Below are 17857 nucleotides of genomic sequence, written 5' to 3'. Positions count from 1 at the left end.
ATCTGGAATCTCATGGCGAAATTTTTAATCGCAGATGACCACCCATTGTTCCGCGAGGCGCTTCAGGGCGCTCTCGCGAATCACTTTTCTGAGCTGACTTTACGCGAAGCTGAAGACTTAGATTCAACCCTTACTGCGCTGAATAAAGACGACGATGTCGATTTATTGCTGCTGGATTTACACATGCCCGGTAGTGGTGATTTGTATGGTCTTATTCGTGTCAGAGAAGACTATCCACTGCTTCCCGTTGCTATCATTTCCGGTAGTGAGGATTCCTCCATTGTGGCTAAGTGTATTGGTTTTGGGGCGTTGGGCTTTATTCCAAAGTCATTACCCTCGGCCGAAATAGCCGAAGCGATAGACACCATCCTGCAGGGTGACACCTGGGTTCCGAAAGAAAACAGAGAACGTCTTGATGTGATTTCGGACGAAGATCAGCAGCTTGCGCAAAAGGTTTCGGAGCTTACCCCGCAGCAATATCGGGTTTTGCACTTTCTTCATGAAGGCTTGCTGAACAAACAAATTGCCTATCAATTGGGCATTACTGAAGCAACCGTCAAAGCGCACATTACGGCAATTTTTCGCAAACTGGGCGTGTACAGTCGTACCCAGGCAGTTTTGGTGGCTGAACGTCTGCAGTTATGACCTGGTTACTGATATTTGCCTCGCTGGCTTATGTGATCTTCCTCTTCGCAGTTGCCACCTGGGGCGATCGTGCAGGCTCGTGGGCGAATAAAATCAGTCACAAGCCAGTTGTCTATTCTATGTCGCTGGCCATCTATTGTACGTCCTGGACGTATTACGGTGCTGTGGGCAATGCAGCGGTTGACGGTTGGGCATTTTTTCCTATTCTGCTCGGGCCAATTCTGCTGTTCCTGTTTGGTATCCGCATTCTGGAAAAGCTGGTTTCGGTTAGTAAACAGCAAAACATTACGTCAATAGCCGACTTTATTTCTTCCCGCTTTGGTAAACGCAGGCGGCTTGCGGTGGCTGTTACTGCCATTGCTGCCGTTGCCATTATTCCTTACATTGCGCTGCAGTTAAAAGCTGTGGGCATTAGCTTTGCGGTTCTGACTGAAAGCACTGGAGTGATGGCCGAGTTTTCGATAAAAGAGCTGGGTGCCGCTGCGTTAATGGCTATTTTTGCTATGTTGTTTGGTACCCGCCATGTTGAAGTCACTGAATATCGCAGTGGCATGATACTGGCTATTGCTGTTGAGTCGATGATAAAACTGGTCGCATTGCTGGCGGCAGGGGTTTTTGCCTGGTATTTAATTCAGGGAGACGCTCAGTCGGACTTGTTCAGTTCTTTTAGTGACGTAACGAAACCGCAATGGTCATTTGCAGCCTTTGGCGAGTTTGAGTTCATTGTACAAACCCTGATGGCGGCCGGGGCTATTCTTTGTTTACCCCGACAGTTTCATGTGGCGGTGGTGGACAATGTTGATGTTCGCCATTTACGCACGGCCCGTTGGGGCTTTCCTCTGTATCTGGCACTGACCGCTGCCGCAATTGTTCCCATTGCGATTGCGGGCACTTTTTACTTGTCAGCAACTACCGACGGTTCGACTTTCGCATTACAACTGCCGTTACTCAAAGAGCAGCTCTGGTTATCGCTGGTTATTTTTATTGGTGGTATATCGGCAGCGACTGCCATGGTGATTATCGCGTCTGTTACCTTAAGTACCATGATAACCAACGACGTTATCATGCCCATTTTGCTGCAGCGAGAGTCGCGCTTACCGCTGAAACATCGGCGCCGTGAATACGACCGGGCACTACTATTAATTCGTCGAGTGGCCATAGCCGTTACTATGGTGCTGTCGTTCTTATGTTATTACTTCTGGGCTGCGCGTACCAATTTAGTCAGTATTGGTTTGTTGGCGTTCTCGTTGGTGTTGCAGTTGCTGCCGGCGTTGCTTGCCGCACTTTACTGGCGTAAGGGACATGCGCGGGGCGTTTACGCCGGGTTGGCAGCCGGTTCAGTCGGCTGGGTTCTAGCGGTATTAATACCGCTTTACACCAACTTACAACTGACCGACGTAGAAATCATAACCCGGGGCACTGTGGTTTCGTTAGCCTTAAATAGCTTTGGGTTTATTGTGTTTTCATTACTGGCAAAACCCCGTCTGGTTGACCGTATTCAGGCAACCGCTTTTGTTAAGCCCCGAGCCGCTTTACCCGATTTGCATTTCAACAAGAACGACAACGCCACCAATGCCGATATGTTGTTGCTGTTAAGAACCTTTTTAGGTGCGGAACGGGCTCAGCAGTTAATGCAATATTATCAGCGCCCGGAAAACACCGAACTTCCGCTGGAGGCTGTGGCAGAAAAGCCGTTTATTAGCTTTGTGGAGAGAGCAATAGCGGGGGTATTGGGGGCAGCCACGGCGCGCTCATTGGTTGACGCTGCGCTGCGCGATAAACAGCTGAATTTAGAGGAAGTTGTTCACTTCTTTGACGATACAACGCAAGCTCTGCAAACTCAGCAATCTATTTTGTTTAGCTCACTGGAGAATTTAGCTCAGGGCATTAGTGTTGTCGACGCGGAGTTGAGGCTAGTGGCCTGGAATAAACGCTATATGGATTTATTTCAGTACCCTGAGGGAATGGTGAAGCCCGGGCAGCCTATAGCGACCCTTATCCGTTATAACGCAGAACGCGGAGAATGTGGGCCTGGTGACGTTGATGGGTTGGTTAATAAGCGTTTGCGTTATATGCAGCAGGGGTCGCCACACCGTTTTATTCGTCGTCGCGCCGATGGCCGGGTGATAGAGATGGTAGGTAACCCATTGCCGACCGGTGGCTTCGTTACCAGTTTTACCGATATTACGTCGCACGTTGAAACCCAGCAGGCGCTGGAAGATGCGAATATTGACCTGGAGCAGCGGGTTGATGTTCGGACTCAGGAAATACGCGAGATAAACCAGGAGCTGACAGCGGAAATAGACAGGCGCCGACAAGTTGAGGATGAGCTGAAAAAAGCCAAGGCTGAAGCTGAAGCAGCCAATGCTTCTAAAACCCGTTTTCTGGCGCTGGCCAGTCATGATATTTTGCAGCCTCTTAATGCGGCGCGTTTGTACCTTTCGGCTATTCAGGAAAAAGAACTTTCGGAGCGGAACCTGTCTTTGGTTGGCAAGCTGGATACCGCGCTTGGATCAACTGAGCATTTACTCTCTACCTTGCTGTCGATAGCAAAAATGGATCAGGGGGCTTTAAAACCGCAGTTTCAACATGTACAACTTAGCTCATTACTGGAGCCTCTGGTTGAAGAATATTCGGTGCTGGCCGAGCAGCGAAAACTGGATTTTCGTGCGTTTTATAAAGACAGACCAGTGTACACCGACCCAACGTATTTGCGCCGAATTGTGCAGAACTTTTTATCGAATGCCATAAAATACACCCAGACGGGGAGTGTGTTGTTAGGCGTACGTAAGCGCGGAGATGAACTTCAGATAGCTGTATGGGATACCGGGCCGGGCATTGCGGCTCAACAGCAAAATAAGGTATTTGATGCATTTTATCGAGTACAGAATCAAACTGTAGACGGTGTCGGCCTGGGGCTAAGTGTCGCGCAACGTATGGGTGAGCAGTTACACTGTGACGTACAGGTTGAGTCGGTTGAAGGTAAAGGCTCGTGTTTTTCGGTACGAGTGCCGTTAGGTAATGGCGCGCTGGTTGTCAGTCGGCCGAAGAAGCAACTGGAAGATGCTTTATCTGACCCTTTACAGCTTATTGTGGTCGATGACGACAATGAGAATTTAAGCGCGTTGAGTGCGCTGTTACACAAGTGGGGATGTGAAGCCCTGACTTTTAATCGTTATAGCAAAGCTTTAGCTTATGCCAAGGCTCACAGCCAGAACAAAGCGCCGCACGGACTGTTATTAGATTATCAGTTAGGTGACGGTGACGGCTTACAGTTGGCGCAGGAATTACGTGATATTTGGCAGCAACAGATACCGGCCGCTTTGGTGACAGCCATGCGCGATGATGCCGTGAAGCAGGCAGCCCGAAAAAGCGGCCTGCAGTTTTTACCTAAACCGGCCAAGCCTGCCGCATTAAAAGCATTTTTAAAATACATTAGCACCCGAAAGGCGGGAGGAGCCAGAAGTTGATAGAGCTTGCCGAGCGACACACATTTAAACTCCCGGCACAATGCCGTTCGTTAATTGAACTGAAAAGTAGCGATGACGTCGAGGGTTTGGCATTTGAGGAACCTTATTATTTGCTTGGTGAGGGCAGTAACACCTTATTTGTCGACAACTTCTATGGAACCGTCATTTGCAATCGTCTACTGGGTGTCTGCATTGAAGAACAGGAAAACTCGTATTTAATTACTGCCGCAGCAGGCGAGAGCTGGCATAACTTTGTTGCTGACTTACGCGGAAGAAGTATCGAAGGGCTGGAGAACTTAGCGCTAATTCCGGGCTCAGTCGGTGCCGCTCCGGTGCAAAATGTTGGGGCTTATGGGGTCGAGGTGGCAACCTTTATTGAGCAGGTAACTGCCTGGGATATTAAAGAAAAACGCTGGGTTTCTATGAACAGAGAAGCCTGCCAGTTCGCGTATCGCGACAGTGTCTTTAAACAAAACCCTGGCCGTTGGTTGATAACGTCGGTGGTGTTTCGGTTGCCGAAAGACTGGCAGCCGGTTACTCACTATGCTCCGTTAAACCAACTGCAGGGACATGTGAGTGCTCAGAAAATTTTCGACACGGTTGTGGAAGTGCGTCAGAAAAAATTGCCGGACCCAAAAGTTATACCCAATGCCGGCAGCTTTTTTAAAAACCCGGTTATTACCAAAGCACAGCTTGATGAGCTGTTGCAGAAATGGCCGGACATGGTCTATTTCCCCGTAGCCGATAACCAAGTAAAAGTGGCGGCTGGATGGCTTATTGAGCATTTAGGTCTGAAGTCAGCGTTTGTTGGCGATGCTGCTGTTAATCCGCACCAGGCATTGGTATTGATTAATAAAGCACAGGCCACGGGCCGTGATATTACGCAGCTGGCACTGAAAATTATGAAACAAGTGGCGGATGCCAGTGGCATTATGCTGGAACCTGAAGTTCGTCTGGTTGGCCAGCATGGCCTTGTACAATTGGCGGTAGAGAGATGAAGCAAGCAGAACGTCTTGATCAGTTAATTACTTTACTGGCTAATGGTGAGTTTCATTCCGGGCAGGCTATTGGTGAGTCTCTGGCTATATCCCGGGCAGCGGTAAATCAACACATTCATAAACTTGAAGAGCTGGGGCTGGAGCTGTTTTCGGTAACGGGTCGTGGCTATAAGCTTGCCCGCCCGATAGAGCTTTTGCAGGCCGGGCTTATTGAAGAGGAAAGCCCGGAAGAGTGGCGGCAGTCGCCGGGGTTTGAAGTGAAGTCGGTGGTTGATTCCAGTAACGACCGGGTTAAAGCGTTGGCCAAAGAAGGGCCTTTAGAAGCCGGTTTTTCTATTTTCGCCGAAGCTCAGACAGCTGGGCGCGGACGTCGTGGAAAAAAATGGATTTCCCCCTTTGGCAATAACCTTTACTTTAGTGTGTACTGGCCTTTAGATAACGGCATTCATGGCGCTATGGGGTTAAGCCTTGCAGCCGGGGTAGCCTTAGCGGAATGTTTTACCGGCTTGGGGATTGAAGGCGTTAGCGTAAAGTGGCCTAACGACGTTTATATTCGCGGGAAGAAAGTGACCGGAATACTGGTCGATCTTGAAACCTCGCCTGAAGGCGCTGCGCACAGCATTATTGGTATTGGCATTAATTTAACCATGCCAGAGCATGTTGGTGCGAGCATTGATCAAGCCTGGACGGATCTGAACACCGAACTGCCGCAGCCAATGTCGCGTAATCATATTGCGGCGCAGGTACGTGCCTCTGTACTGTCGGCTTTACAGCTATACGAAGAACAGGGGCTGGCTGCTTTTCAGCAAAGCTGGCGCCGATACGATTGTTTTTTCGATAAACCGGTGAAGCTCATTATGGGACAGAGAGTTTGTTTAGGGACCTGTCGTGGAATCGACGAAAATGGTGCGTTACTGGTAGAAGATGAGCAGGGCGTACGTCGTTATTTTGGTGGTGAAGTTTCATTGAGGGCGCAAGATGCTACTAATTGATGCGGGCAATACCCGCAGCAAGTTTGCTTGGTGGGATACTGACACCGACACGATAGAAATTCTGGGGGCTATTCCTCATCAAAGCTGGCTAAACGATTTAAGCCAGCCGCTAAAAGATTTGCTTCTTGAGGTTGTCAGCGGTCGTCAGCTAGAACGTGAACAGCAGGCCATTGGTTGCAGTGTGGCCGCTGTTCAGGTGATGGATACGTTAAATAGCTCGCTGGCGGAACTGGGGATAAAAGTTTTCTGGCAAAAAACCAGAGCACAGCAAGCCAGCGTCATTAATGGTTACACGAAAGAACCCGAGCGCCTCGGCTCGGACCGCTGGATGGCCTTGCTTGGCTGTCATGAACAAGTGAAACAGAACGCATTGATTGTGGATGCGGGTACTGCACTAACCATTGACTGGCTGATGGCTGATGGCCGTCATCTTGGCGGCTGGATTGTTCCCGGACGACAGTTAATGCTAAATGCCCTGGGTCAGGGTACGGCTAATTTAAAAGGCATTACGGTAAATGATATTGAGCGTGATGGTTTAGCTGCCGGGCTGGATACTTTTGACGGTATTACTCAAGGAGCTGAAGCTGCTTTAACCGGTGCTATTGCACAAGCGATTCAGTTGTCCGGCCGCTATTTTTCCGACCAGCCTTTTGATGTGGTGGTTACCGGTGGTGATGGCGAACATTTGATGCGAACGTTGTCGGTTGAATTTTGTCGTTATGACGATTTGTTGTTTAAGGGTTTGCGGCTCTGTGCCGATAACCTAAACAGTTAAGCTTTTAGGCATATTCAGAGAGACCACAGGCAACTTTATGAAAATAGTCATTCCAATGCTGATTGCTGTAGCCGGATTGACCGCAGTGCACAAAGCGCAGTCGCAGGACGTTGAGGCTGTGCAACTGTACTCAGACGCCGAACTTGTTGAGATGTTTGCAACCAACGCGCATCTTAAACGAGTACGGGATACCGATCGTTGCCAGCTGGCGCAGGATATTGAAGCACAGGCTGAGCTTGAGCGTCGGCCAACTTATCAGTTTCTTTATGGCGACATGATGGCCTGGGGCGTGTGTTATGACCGCGACCCTGAACTTGGCCTGCTGTATATGGAGAAAGCAGCTCAGCATGGCTTACTGGAAGCTCTGGAGCAGTTAGGGCGCTATTACCACGAAGGAGTTTTGGTGCAGAAAGACATCGAGCGCGCGATTTTGTACCTTCGTGAAGCCGCATCGTTAGGGAATTTGCCTGCGCAGCGACGCTTTGCCGGTATATTGTTGTCTGGTCAGGGCAGCCCTTACGATTACGAAAAAGCGTATCGTTGGCTGCATAACTCAGTTACCGCTGATAAGCGGACTTATGCGGATATTGAACAAAAACTTGCGAAGCTGGCTGAACGGATGCCTCCTTCGGTGGTTGAGAAAGCAAAAAGGCCACTGGATTAGTGGCCTTTTTCTCTAGATTTAGCTTATCCGTGTTTAAGACAAGCGGTTGCGGAAGTCTTCATAACTGAATTGCCGTACACAGTCAAACTGACCACTTTCCCGCAAAATACCAATAGCCGGATGCTGAACGCCGTTAAAGAATGATGTTTTCACCATAGTGTAGTGCATCATGTCTTCAAAGACTAAGCGGTCACCAACAGCCAGCGGCTGATCAAAACTGTACTCGCCAATAACATCCCCGGCTAAGCAACTGTTGCCACCTAGGCGGTAACTGAAGGCTTTTTCGGCTGGTAAGCCTGCTCCTGTAATGACCGGACGATAAGGCATTTCCAGTACGTCCGGCATATGCGCGGTAGCTGAAATATCCAGTAAAGCAATTTGCCCCTGGTTCTCAACAATATCCACCACTTCACATATCAGCGGACCCGTTTGCCAGGCAACGGCCGAGCCGGGTTCCAGTATCACTTGCAGGTCGTAGGTTTCACGCAAACGCTTCAACTGGTTTATCAGATGGTCGACATCGTAGCCCTGACGGGTCATGAGATGCCCGCCACCCAGATTCAGCCATTTCATTTGTTTTAGCTGTTCGCCAAAACGGTTTTCAACGGCTTCCAGGGTACGCTCAAGGGCAAAAGAGTCGCACTCGCACAGGTTATGAACGTGCAAGCCTTCAACGCCGGTTAAGTCCTGTTGCTTAAGCTCGCTGGCGCGAATACCCAGGCGTGAACCCGGCGCGCTGGGATCATAAAGCTCGGTTTCGGCTTCCTGATGCTCCGGGTTAATACGCAGACCAATGGAAACCCCGGCAGCTGCTGTCTGTTCACGATATTTATGCCACTGAGAAACACTGTTGAATGACAAGTGATTCACCAGCGGCAGCAATTCATCAATATCGTCCTGTTTATAAGCCGGCGCATAAGCATGAACCTCGCGCGAAAATTCCTCCGCTGCCAGCTTTGCCTCCCAGACAGAGCTGGCGGTACAACCTTTGAGATACTGACGAATAAGCGGAAAGGCAGACCACATGGCATAGCCTTTCAGTGCCAGAATAATGTCAGCACCGCTTTGCTCTTGCACCTTCTGCATCAGCTCGAGGTTCTTGCGCAGCAGTTTTTCATCCAGCACATAGCAGGGAGACGGAATTTCCGGCGATGTATATTGGCTCATGCGTTATCTTCTCTGTTACTTCTCAAATGGCTTATCGCATTCCTGAACCTGCCATGGCAGGCCATATTTATTAAGGCGCTCCATGAACTCATCCGGGTCAAACTGCTCCATATTCCAGACGCCAGGTTCCATCCAGTGACCCTGCAACATCATAGATGCGCCAATCATCGCCGGTACGCCGGTAGTGTAAGAAACGGCCTGAGCACCCACTTCTTTGTTGGTCTCGGCATGGTCACAGTTGTTGTAGATGAAAATGGTTTTTTCCTGACCGTCTTTCATTCCCGTCACATAAGTACCAATACAGGTTTTGCCAGTGTAACCTTCTGCCAGAGAACCCGGGTTAGGTAGCACGGCCTTTAAAAATTCCAGAGGTACAATTTTTTTGCCTTCAAACTCTACCGGCTGGATAGAGGTCATGCCGACGTTTTCAAGTACACGTAGGTGAGTCAGGTATTGTTCACCGAAAGTCATCCAGAAACGCGCACGTTTAATGGTCGGGAAGTGCTTAACCAGCGACTCCAGCTCTTCGTGAAACAGAAGGTAAGAAGGGCGTACGCCAACATTGGGGTAGTCCAGATCTTTACGCACACTGATAGGATCCGTTTCGTGCCACTCGCCGTTTTCCCAGTACTTGCCTTTTTGGGTAATTTCACGAATATTAATTTCCGGATTAAAGTTAGTCGCAAACGCCTGACCGTGGTCACCGCCGTTACAGTCAACAATGTCCAGGTAATGGACTTCATCAAAGTAATGCTTAGCGGCATAGGCGGTAAAGACGTTGGTCACACCCGGATCGAAACCGGCTCCTAACAATGCCATTAAGCCTTTTTCTTTAAAGCGCTCCTGATAAGCCCACTGCCAGGAATACTCAAATTTGGCTTCGTCTTTTGGTTCGTAGTTAGCAGTATCAAGGTAGTGCACACCGGTTTCCAGACATGCGTCCATGATAGGCAGGTCCTGATACGGAAGTGCGACGTTAATAACTAATGATGGGTTAATACCGCGGATAAGTTCAGCCACTTCTGCTGAATCATCAGCATCGACCTGATAAACGCCAACAACGCGGTCTTTCCCCGCTTTTTCCTGCAGCGCCTGACATTTTGACAGGGTGCGGCTGGCCAGGTGAATCTCAGAGAATACTTCGGGTAAGCCCGCACATTTTTGTACGACTACGCCAGCAACACCGCCAGCACCAATAATTAGAACTTTAGACATGAATGCTATCCTTCACAGAAATCTTTTAACTAATAAAGTTGCTGCGAAAGATAGCATATTTTTATGAAATCATCATTCAGAAGCGTTGCTTTGTGCGGCCTCTGAATTCATACCTAAATGCTTATATAAAAAGGCCCAGTTTCCCGCGTGTTTTTCAATGCGCATCCAGGTTGGCGTGCCGGCACCGTGACCAGCGCGAGTCTCTACGTTTAACAGTATGGGCTGGTCGCAACTTTGGTCACGTTGTAATGCCGCTGCAAACTTGTAGCTGTGCCATGGAACCACTCGATTATCGTGGTCACCAGTGGTAATGAGTGTTGCCGGATAACAGGTGCCGCTCTCGGTATTGTGCACCGGAGAATAAGCATAAAGAGTTTGGAATTCCTCTTTATTTTCGCTTAAACCAAATTCACTACCCCAGCTTCGCGCATTGGCGCTGGGCAGTTGGTATCTCAGCATATCCATAACACCAACGGCAGGAAGAGCCGCGGCAAACAGTTCAGGACGCTGAATCATAGTAGCGCCGACCAATAAACCGCCGTTACTGCGCCCCTGAATAGCTAGCTTATTTTTGTTGGTATAATTGCTGTTTATTAACCATTCAGCCGCGGCAATAAAATCGTCAAAGACGTTTTGCTTGTTTTCTTTCGTGCCTTGTTGATGCCACATTTCACCAAATTCACCGCCGCCGCGAAGGTTAGGAATGGCCAGTACACCGCCCATTTCTAACCAGACAAGACGGGTTGTGTCGTAATCTGGAGTAATAGAAATGTTGAAGCCGCCATAGCCATATAACAGCGTTGGGTTTTTGCCGTTAAGTTCAATGTCATTGCGGTGTACCAAGAACATCGGAACCTCGGTGCCATCGGCGCTGTGGTAAACCACTTGCTCGGTTGTATATTGGTCTAACTCGGCCGGAACTTCGGTTTCATACCACAAGGTGGTGCGTTGTTGGTCAGGCTGGTAACGATAAATTTTTCCAGGCTCAGTAAAACCTTTGAAGGAAAAGAACACATCGGGTGCTTTATGGCTGCCTTCAAAACCACTAATTGAGCCAATACCGGGTAATGCCAGTTCCTGCAGCATGGTTCCTTTTATATTAAAGATAGCTATTCGTGAGCGCGCTGACTGCAAATAATGCGCAAACAGTTGACCATCTACCGCATGTACATCTTTCAGTGTATGAGTTTTAACGGCGATAATTTCTTTCCAGTTTTCAGGTTCAGGCTGTTTGGGGTCAACGGCAACGACCCGACCTGTTGAGGCTCCATTCGTGGTTTTAAAATACAGCTGATCGTTTTGGCTGGTAACGTACTGATATTGGCCGTCCCACTTGGTGAAAAGCCCTTCAAAAGGAGCGTCTTCCTGAGCTAGCGGACGCAGGTATACTGCATTAGCATCGTAGCCTTTAAAAACATCGATAAGTAAGTATTTGCCATCGTCCGATACTTTTGCGTAAGGGTTTAGAGCGGGCTGGTTATCAAAAGCAAAAATCAGCTCGTCGTCGCTTTGTCTGGTTCCCAGTTTATGAAAATAGACACTGACAGGTTTTGTATCGTCAAAGGTGCCGTCTTTATTTTCAGGGTAGCGGCTGTAATAAAAACCGCGTTCGTTTGGCAGCCAGGCGACTTCGGTAAATTTTACCCCTTCAATAACGTCACTGGTGTCTTTTCCTGACTCGACATGACGGACTTTGATTTCTGTCCAGTCGCTGCCTCCGTCAGAAGTCGCATAAGCAATATAAGTCGCGTTGGGAGAAACGTTAATACGCGCTAGCGAAACGGTTCCGTCATCGCTGAAGTTATTAGGGTTGATCAAAACATCCGGGGCACTGTTTAAATTGGTCATGGTGTAAAGCACAGATTGATTCTGAAGACCGTCGTTTGAGAAATAAAAGTACCGGTCAGCGTAGCGAAAAGGCGTGCTGACTTTTTCATAATTCCACAGTTCAGTCATGCGGTCTTTAATGTCCGCGAACGCGGGAAGTTTTTGTAATAAAGGTGTTGATAACTGGTTTTGCGCATCCACCCAATTTGCGACTTCCTGGTTATCCTGTTCTAGCCAGCGGTAAGGATCGACAACCCGTGTACCGTGATAATCATCTTGCTGGGCGACGGTTTTAGTTTCTGGGTAAGGGCCTTTAGGTTGTTCCTTTTTCTCTTCAAAAGAGCTACAGGCACTGAGTATCAACACAGTCGAACAAAGAATAAAAGCTGAGTAACGGGTCATGGTTGGGCTTCCTGTTTAGATTCTGGGGTGATCATAGGAATTTGCTGTCAAAACAACAAGTCACATTAGTGCAGTGAGCGCACCTCTTTACAGAGATTTTCATTAGCCTGTCGTTGCGACACTCCACCCCAATATTCACCCAGATGTTTGAGTGTGGTTGATGAATGACAGAGTAGTTCGGTTAGAGGATGATGGCTATGTTGCCAGTAAAACCACTGAGCTAAGGCGAAATGTGCTGCGTCAAACGGGATAGTCTTATCGCGATAAGCTTGAATAAGGCCTGCTCTTACCTCACTGTGTTCGCCTGTCAGTCGCAGCATCTCTTTGCCGCCTGAAAACCATTGTAGCTGGTTATGTCCCCACTGGTTAAGCAATTGGCATACCTGGTATAAACCAGTGGATTCACTGGATAGCGGTTGAGCATAAATAGCCGCTGGGCGCGCCGATACGCTGTCGATACGGCTACTAAGGCGCCAAAGAGAATAGCCATTTTTTCTCCAGAAATTATCCAGTTCCGGTGACCAGGCAAAACTGGTTCCGAGCATTTGATAGTTGTTGTCCAGTGCCCACCGGTAAATCTCAGCTAGCAACTCGGAGGCGGCTTTACGTCGTCTTTTCGCTGCTGGTACAGCAATACGTGCCACCCTTAACCAACGTATACTCATAGCCCAGTCTTGTTGCAGAAAATAACCTATGGCCTGAGGCAGTAAATTTCCTTTGGGGCGTCTTTGGCCTTGCCTGATTTCTTCTTTTAAAGGTGACTGAATGGGGCCCTCATTCATAAGCCACGCAACCGCAATAACTTCTCCGTTTAAGGACTGGTAAGCGAGCTTATGTCCGGCTTCGGCCAGCAGCAGATTAAGGTCATTCGGGCTACTCTGGTAATGTGCGTTGAGAAGAAGATGAAAACATTGTTGCAGCATACCTTCTTCAAGTTCCGAGGCGTGCTTTATAAAAGTGCCGGACTCCCGGCTCCCGAATTGTGTTACTGGTTGCTCGTTCAGTAGAAAAGTGTTGGTCAGCCACTGCTCTAATGGATCATTTTCGGGCCAGCGTAGTGGCTGCGTCAACTGGTGAACAGACACTTGTGGCAAGGTTCTTTTAGCCCAGTCGGTAAAGTGCACTGCAAAGCCACGACCACAACCTTCATAACCGGCAACTGTTGTGGCAAGCAACCATGGATTAAATTTTTGGCATAGCTGTTCTGTTGCCCACAATGGCAGACCTGCGGCTTCATCAATAATTAATGTTACTTCGGAATTACCGGGTTGTTCCAGTAGCTTATCCCAGGCAACGAAGTGAGCTTCCGGCGCCTGCTGTAGCAAAATTTTCGCATTGGCTTTTCGTGGTGCCGTCACAATAATTGAGCTTTGATCTTCTACCGAGGCGAGCGCCTGACCCAATAAGGTGCTTTTACCGCGGCCGCGCTCTGCAGTAATAATATGAGTGCCGTTTGGTTTTCCTGTGCTTTGCGTAAGAGCATTAAAAATAGAACTTTGTTCATTGGTTAGCCGGAGTTTCTCATTTGCTGAACGTGTTTCGGGCTTGTTGGCCAATAACTGGGTTTTGGTGCCTGACTCGGCAAAGCGCTTTGCGGCAAAACGTTCCATGCGGTGACTCATGGCGTTGCTCTCAGCCGGAAGTAAAATAGACAACAAACCACCGGCGGTAACGGTGCCGCAAAGTGCAGCTATGGCGTCGGCGTGTAAACCGTCACTGCAGTCTATCCACACTTGTTCAAACTCATGCCCCAGGTAATCCCGGTAACGGGAGAGTGCGGCATCGGCATGAGTCTGCAGGTTTGATAAGTAGATAGAACTGTCAGAGCGAGCCTCGCAGTATTCATACCAGAGGCCAGCATCTTGCAGCAGTTGAAGTTGTCGGTAACCGCTGCGTTCTGACATTTTAGAAAATAGAATAAGCGAAGAACTTAGTCAGCACCGTATTAATAAATACCGCTGCTAATATCAACGGAATGAAAGTGCAGATAGATAAGCGCACATATTTGGCCAGTAGTGTGTTCGGATACCCCGGGTTACCCTCAGCAAGTTCTGCATCCAGGTTTTTGCGGCGCCAGTGGAAACTGACAAATAAGCAAATCAAAAGGCCATTCAGTGGCAAAATGGTATCGTAAAAAACGTCGTAAATAATATCGAAGACTGACTTAGTTTGTTCTCCATAGAAGGCAAACTCAGTAAATGCCGGAACGAAACCAAAAGAGGTAGCGGCAATAAGAGTCAGTACAGTAACGGCGATACCCATAACCAGTAGGGCCTTTTTACGACTTATTTTCGCCTGCTCAATAACCGCCGCGGTTGGTACTTCAAGAATAGAAACCAAAGATGTGATGGCAGCAATAAAGGTCAGCAGGAAAAAAATAGTAGCGGCAACGCTTGCGCCAACATAGCCGACAACGCCTTCCAGAGCGATAAAGATTTGTGGGAAGAAAGAGAAAATCATACTAACTGATGAGTCACTCAGTGAGTCCGGGTTGGTATCTGGGTTGATGGCGAAAATAGCTGGTAGAGTCATTAAACCAGCGGTAAAGGCAACGGCAGTATCTGTTAAAGCGACCAGTTTACCTGAGGTTACAATGTCATCTTTACGGCTGAAATAAGAGCCGTAGGTTATTAAAATACCCATACCCAGCGAGAGCGAGAAAAAGGCCTGCGACAATGCACCGTTGATTACTGAACCATCAATTTTTGAAAAATCGGGAACCAGATAAAACTCAAGACCGAGTACGGCGTTATCCAGTGACAGTACAAAGATAACCAGCAAAATGAGCATAATAAACAATGCTGGCATCAGGAATTTCGCAGCTTTTTCTATCCCCTGACGAACACCGCCAAGCAGGATGACATTGACGATAATGGTTACAGCAATAAGGAAACCAACAAAACCGTAATCGTTAACGAACTGGCCAAAGTATTCAGCGTCGGCCAGCATATCGAGGTTGCCGGTAACTGAATGCCAGAGATAACCGAATATCCATACCGTTATGACCATATAAAAAACGGCAATCATAAATGGAGTAAGAACAGCCAGTAGACCGGCAAAATGCCAACCTTTATTTTTTGGCGATAACGCTTTGTAGGAGCCTAGTGGACTTTTTTGCGCGCGTCGGCCCAGTCCCATTTCAGCCAGCATGACCGGTATACAGATAAAAGCGACGAATAACGCATAGATAATTAAAAACGCCCCACCGCCATTTTTGGTCGCCGCAACAGGGAAACCCACTAAGTTACCAATGCCGACAGCAGAACCTGCTGCCGCTAATATAAATCCAATCTTAGAGCTAAATTGATCGCGTTGTTCGCTCATTCTGAACCTTCTTTTTCGTTATTATTTTAACGCTTTGTCAGCGCCGCTGTTCAGCGAATTTCAGCAATCCTAGCAAGGCCTTAATTTAACGGCAAGCAGCTAAATGTTGTTTGTGCGGCAGAATGCAGGAATTTCGGCTTGGAAACAAAACTAATTTTTATATCCATGACAATTGTGATATTGGAATCTGTTAAAAATAAGATAACATTTTATTAACTCAGTTTTAACGCGCTGGTAAATACAGGGAATTCAACTCTCTGGAACAGATTGGCGTCTTTTTACCAGCGTGTTTCCCCTAAACTGAACTGCTCCATTGCTGCATTTCAAAAAGCCGAGAGACACAACGCCGGAACGGGAAAGCTAATTGTCTGGCCTGATACAATTTATCTATATCTGTCTCTGCCGTAACCATCAGGTGGCACTTTCGGTCATAGCACTCATCGACTAAAGCAATAAAACGGCGGGCTTCGTTATCCAGCTTGCTGACAATGTTAGCCTGATGTTCGCGTTGGTAGGTTTCCTCTACACCATGTACCAGGTCTTTATCTGGTATGTAAGAAAAAGCCGGAACCTGATGCACTGCTATAGCGGTATAGCGGTCGGCCAGCTCCATATAGTCACGCTGGCTTCTGGGGCCGGAGCAGAGAGACATAAAGTCGAAACCAATCACTTTATTGTTGTGCCATAAACAGGGAATTTCACGGTTCATTACCTGGACGGAGGGTGTTTCTTTTGTGCGATCGAAATGACTCTCTGCGAGCGATCGGAGTTGTTGCAGAGTGCCGTGCTTAAGGTAATAGGGTAAATCGGTTTCGTGCAGTCGGCGATAATCAACGCCCATGCCTAAGTCCAGGCAGTCACACTCTTTATTCAATAAATCTATTGTAGGTTCAAAGCGATGACGCGCTAAACCATCTCGGTAGAGCTCATTAGGCGGAGCGTTGGACGTTGTTATTAAACTTACCCCCTCGTTGAATAGCGCATGCCATAGCCCGGCTAAAATCATTGCATCACCAATGTCTTCAACGAAAAACTCATCCAGACAGATTACCGAATAGTGCTGTGACCACCTCTTAGCAATAACCTCCATAGGATTAGCTTCGCCCTGAAAGTGATTCAGCTCTTCGTGGATTTTGGCCATAAAATGATGGAAATGGAGGCGAACGGCCTGACTTTGAAAAAGACATTGATAAAACATATCCATCAGTAATGTCTTTCCCCGACCGACCGGGCCGAATAAGTAAAGACTTTTCGGTTTATTCCCTTGTGCAAGTGAGTCAAGTCGTTGCTGCAGCGCTTTTACTGCTTTTAACTGATATTTATCGGGCTGGAGCACTCCTGACTGAACACGTTGGTTATAGTTTTCTTGCATGAGTTTATTTTCACAAAACGTCAGGACAAAAAGAAGCCGGCTGGGGGAGCCGGCCAAATACTGCTGCTAGTGAACAACCGTCAAAGCAGGTCTTCAATACATTGTGCTGTACAATTTTCTACGGTAGGTCGCTGCCAGAGGATCACCATCGGGTAATGAATTGATAATATCGAGGGCGTATTTTTTCGCATCAGCGAAATTGACGTCTTTACTCAACACAATGAAAACCTGCTGCAGGGCTTCTTCGTCACGATTTGCTTCATGAAATTTAAGTGCCAACTGTAACTTTAAAGCCAGGTCGTCGGGATTCTTTTCTGCTTGCTCCTGCAAAGCACGTAACTCCGGAGAGTCAGCGGCATCTTCGGCCAGCTCAAGCTTGCCTTTTATGCGTTGATAGTCGCTGTCTTGCTCGACCAGTGGAATCTTAGCGACCAGCTCTTTGGCTTGATCCAGCCGGCCAGCATCGACAGCGGCTTCGGCTAAGAGTTTAAGAGCCTGCATGTTCGTGTTGTCTAAATCGTAAGCTTGTTTAGCCAGGGTATAGGCGGTATTCGCATCACCTTCGCCCATAGCTGTCTGAGCCTGTTGAATTAAGTCATCTGACGGACTGGGCAGGTGTTTCGTTAGTATTTCCCGAATTTCACCTTCGGTTTTTACTCCGCCAAAACTGTCAACTGGCTGGCCGTCTTTAAAAAAGGCTACGGTAGGAAGGCTGCGAATACCAAACTGCGCGGCCAACTCCTGCTGCTCATCGCAATTCACCTTGGCCAGAATCACTTGGTCACTGTATTGCATGGCCAGCTTTTCAAGCACCGGCATGAGTTGTTTACAGGGTTCACACCAGTCAGCCCAAAAATCGATAATAATGAGCTTTTCTTTTGAGCCTTCCAGTAAAACTTGCTGAAAGTTTTGCAAGTCAAGGTTAACGATATTGGATTCGGACATCAGCTGCGACGCTCCTGTTTTAATAAGCCATTTTAGTCTCTGTTATCAGAGATATGCAGAC

The 17857-nt window shown here is 48.0% G+C and carries 13 protein-coding genes; 6 read left to right on the top strand and 7 right to left on the bottom strand.

Annotated elements, in window-relative coordinates:
- Positions 1-12: 12 nt before the first annotated feature.
- Genes Q5L94_RS04670 through Q5L94_RS04645 form a run of 6 tightly spaced genes read left to right on the top strand, consistent with a single transcriptional unit; the run spans position 13 to position 7544 of the window.
- Positions 13-645 carry a response regulator transcription factor gene (locus Q5L94_RS04670; protein ID WP_317497294.1) on the top strand — a complete coding sequence of 211 codons (633 nt, stop codon included), beginning with the start codon at positions 13-15 and terminating at the stop codon, positions 643-645.
- Positions 642-4115, top strand: coding sequence for a PAS domain-containing hybrid sensor histidine kinase/response regulator (locus Q5L94_RS04665; RefSeq protein WP_317497293.1), 3474 nt, complete (start codon positions 642-644; stop codon positions 4113-4115). Before Q5L94_RS04670 ends, Q5L94_RS04665 begins: the two co-directional genes overlap by 4 nt.
- A complete protein-coding gene (gene murB / locus Q5L94_RS04660; protein WP_317497292.1) occupies positions 4112-5113 on the top strand; it encodes a UDP-N-acetylmuramate dehydrogenase in 1002 nt (333 codons plus the stop codon). The genes Q5L94_RS04665 and murB overlap by 4 nt, the downstream gene beginning before the upstream one ends.
- Positions 5110-6105: a bifunctional biotin--[acetyl-CoA-carboxylase] ligase/biotin operon repressor BirA gene (gene birA, locus Q5L94_RS04655; RefSeq protein WP_317497291.1), complete on the top strand. Its 996-nt coding sequence runs from the start codon at positions 5110-5112 to the stop codon at positions 6103-6105. Before murB ends, birA begins: the two co-directional genes overlap by 4 nt.
- Positions 6092-6880, top strand: coding sequence for a type III pantothenate kinase (locus Q5L94_RS04650; RefSeq protein WP_317497290.1), 789 nt, complete (start codon positions 6092-6094; stop codon positions 6878-6880). Before birA ends, Q5L94_RS04650 begins: the two co-directional genes overlap by 14 nt.
- 37 nt (positions 6881-6917) lie before the next feature.
- The gene (locus Q5L94_RS04645; RefSeq protein ID WP_317497289.1) at positions 6918-7544 is read left to right on the top strand and encodes a tetratricopeptide repeat protein; all 627 of its coding nucleotides are present in this window, start codon (positions 6918-6920) and stop codon (positions 7542-7544) included.
- Positions 7545-7577: 33 nt separating this feature from the next.
- Here Q5L94_RS04645 and nspC read toward each other — a convergent pair whose 3' ends face one another.
- The 7 genes from nspC to trxA form a co-directional block, all read right to left on the bottom strand.
- Positions 7578-8711 carry a carboxynorspermidine decarboxylase gene (gene nspC, locus Q5L94_RS04640; protein WP_317497288.1) on the bottom strand — a complete coding sequence of 378 codons (1134 nt, stop codon included), beginning with the start codon at positions 8709-8711 and terminating at the stop codon, positions 7578-7580.
- 15 nt (positions 8712-8726) lie between these two features.
- Positions 8727-9926, bottom strand: a complete 1200-nt coding sequence (locus Q5L94_RS04635; RefSeq protein ID WP_034822448.1) for a saccharopine dehydrogenase family protein — start codon at positions 9924-9926, stop codon at positions 8727-8729.
- A 72-nt stretch (positions 9927-9998) separates the two neighbouring features.
- Positions 9999-12155, bottom strand: coding sequence for a prolyl oligopeptidase family serine peptidase (locus Q5L94_RS04630; protein ID WP_317497287.1), 2157 nt, complete (start codon positions 12153-12155; stop codon positions 9999-10001).
- A 65-nt stretch (positions 12156-12220) separates the two neighbouring features.
- Entirely contained in the window at positions 12221-14059 is a 1839-nt protein-coding gene (locus Q5L94_RS04625) for a GNAT family N-acetyltransferase (RefSeq protein ID WP_317497286.1), read from the bottom strand.
- A gap of 1 nt (position 14060) precedes the next feature.
- A complete protein-coding gene (locus tag Q5L94_RS04620) occupies positions 14061-15479 on the bottom strand; it encodes a sodium-dependent transporter (RefSeq protein WP_317497285.1) in 1419 nt (472 codons plus the stop codon).
- 295 nt (positions 15480-15774) lie between these two features.
- Entirely contained in the window at positions 15775-16851 is a 1077-nt protein-coding gene (gene zapE / locus Q5L94_RS04615) for a cell division protein ZapE (RefSeq protein ID WP_317497284.1), read from the bottom strand.
- Between the two features lie 93 nt (positions 16852-16944).
- The gene (trxA, locus tag Q5L94_RS04610; protein WP_317497283.1) at positions 16945-17796 is read right to left on the bottom strand and encodes a thioredoxin; all 852 of its coding nucleotides are present in this window, start codon (positions 17794-17796) and stop codon (positions 16945-16947) included.
- Positions 17797-17857: the final 61 nt, after the last annotated feature.

Source organism: Idiomarina sp. Sol25, from assembly GCF_033052775.1.
Taxonomy (GTDB): domain Bacteria; phylum Pseudomonadota; class Gammaproteobacteria; order Enterobacterales; family Alteromonadaceae; genus Idiomarina.
Note: the sequence above shows the minus strand (reverse complement) of the source record. Positions and strands in the feature narration are given on the sequence as shown.

Excerpts from the sequence above, each read along its gene's own strand:
- birA (WP_317497291.1), top strand. The coding sequence starts at position 5,110 with ATGAAGCAAGCAGAACGTCTTGATCAGTTAATTACTTTACTGGCTAAT.
- Q5L94_RS04670 (WP_317497294.1), top strand. The coding sequence starts at position 13 with ATGGCGAAATTTTTAATCGCAGATGACCACCCATTGTTCCGCGAGGCG.
- Q5L94_RS04665 (WP_317497293.1), top strand. The coding sequence starts at position 642 with ATGACCTGGTTACTGATATTTGCCTCGCTGGCTTATGTGATCTTCCTC.
- Q5L94_RS04635 (WP_034822448.1), bottom strand. The coding sequence starts at position 9,926 with ATGTCTAAAGTTCTAATTATTGGTGCTGGCGGTGTTGCTGGCGTAGTC.
- Q5L94_RS04620 (WP_317497285.1), bottom strand. The coding sequence starts at position 15,479 with ATGAGCGAACAACGCGATCAATTTAGCTCTAAGATTGGATTTATATTA.
- zapE (WP_317497284.1), bottom strand. The coding sequence starts at position 16,851 with ATGCAAGAAAACTATAACCAACGTGTTCAGTCAGGAGTGCTCCAGCCC.
- Q5L94_RS04645 (WP_317497289.1), top strand. The coding sequence starts at position 6,918 with ATGAAAATAGTCATTCCAATGCTGATTGCTGTAGCCGGATTGACCGCA.
- Q5L94_RS04625 (WP_317497286.1), bottom strand. The coding sequence starts at position 14,059 with ATGTCAGAACGCAGCGGTTACCGACAACTTCAACTGCTGCAAGATGCT.
- trxA (WP_317497283.1), bottom strand. The coding sequence starts at position 17,796 with ATGTCCGAATCCAATATCGTTAACCTTGACTTGCAAAACTTTCAGCAA.
- Q5L94_RS04650 (WP_317497290.1), top strand. The coding sequence starts at position 6,092 with ATGCTACTAATTGATGCGGGCAATACCCGCAGCAAGTTTGCTTGGTGG.
- nspC (WP_317497288.1), bottom strand. The coding sequence starts at position 8,711 with ATGAGCCAATATACATCGCCGGAAATTCCGTCTCCCTGCTATGTGCTG.
- Q5L94_RS04630 (WP_317497287.1), bottom strand. The coding sequence starts at position 12,155 with ATGACCCGTTACTCAGCTTTTATTCTTTGTTCGACTGTGTTGATACTC.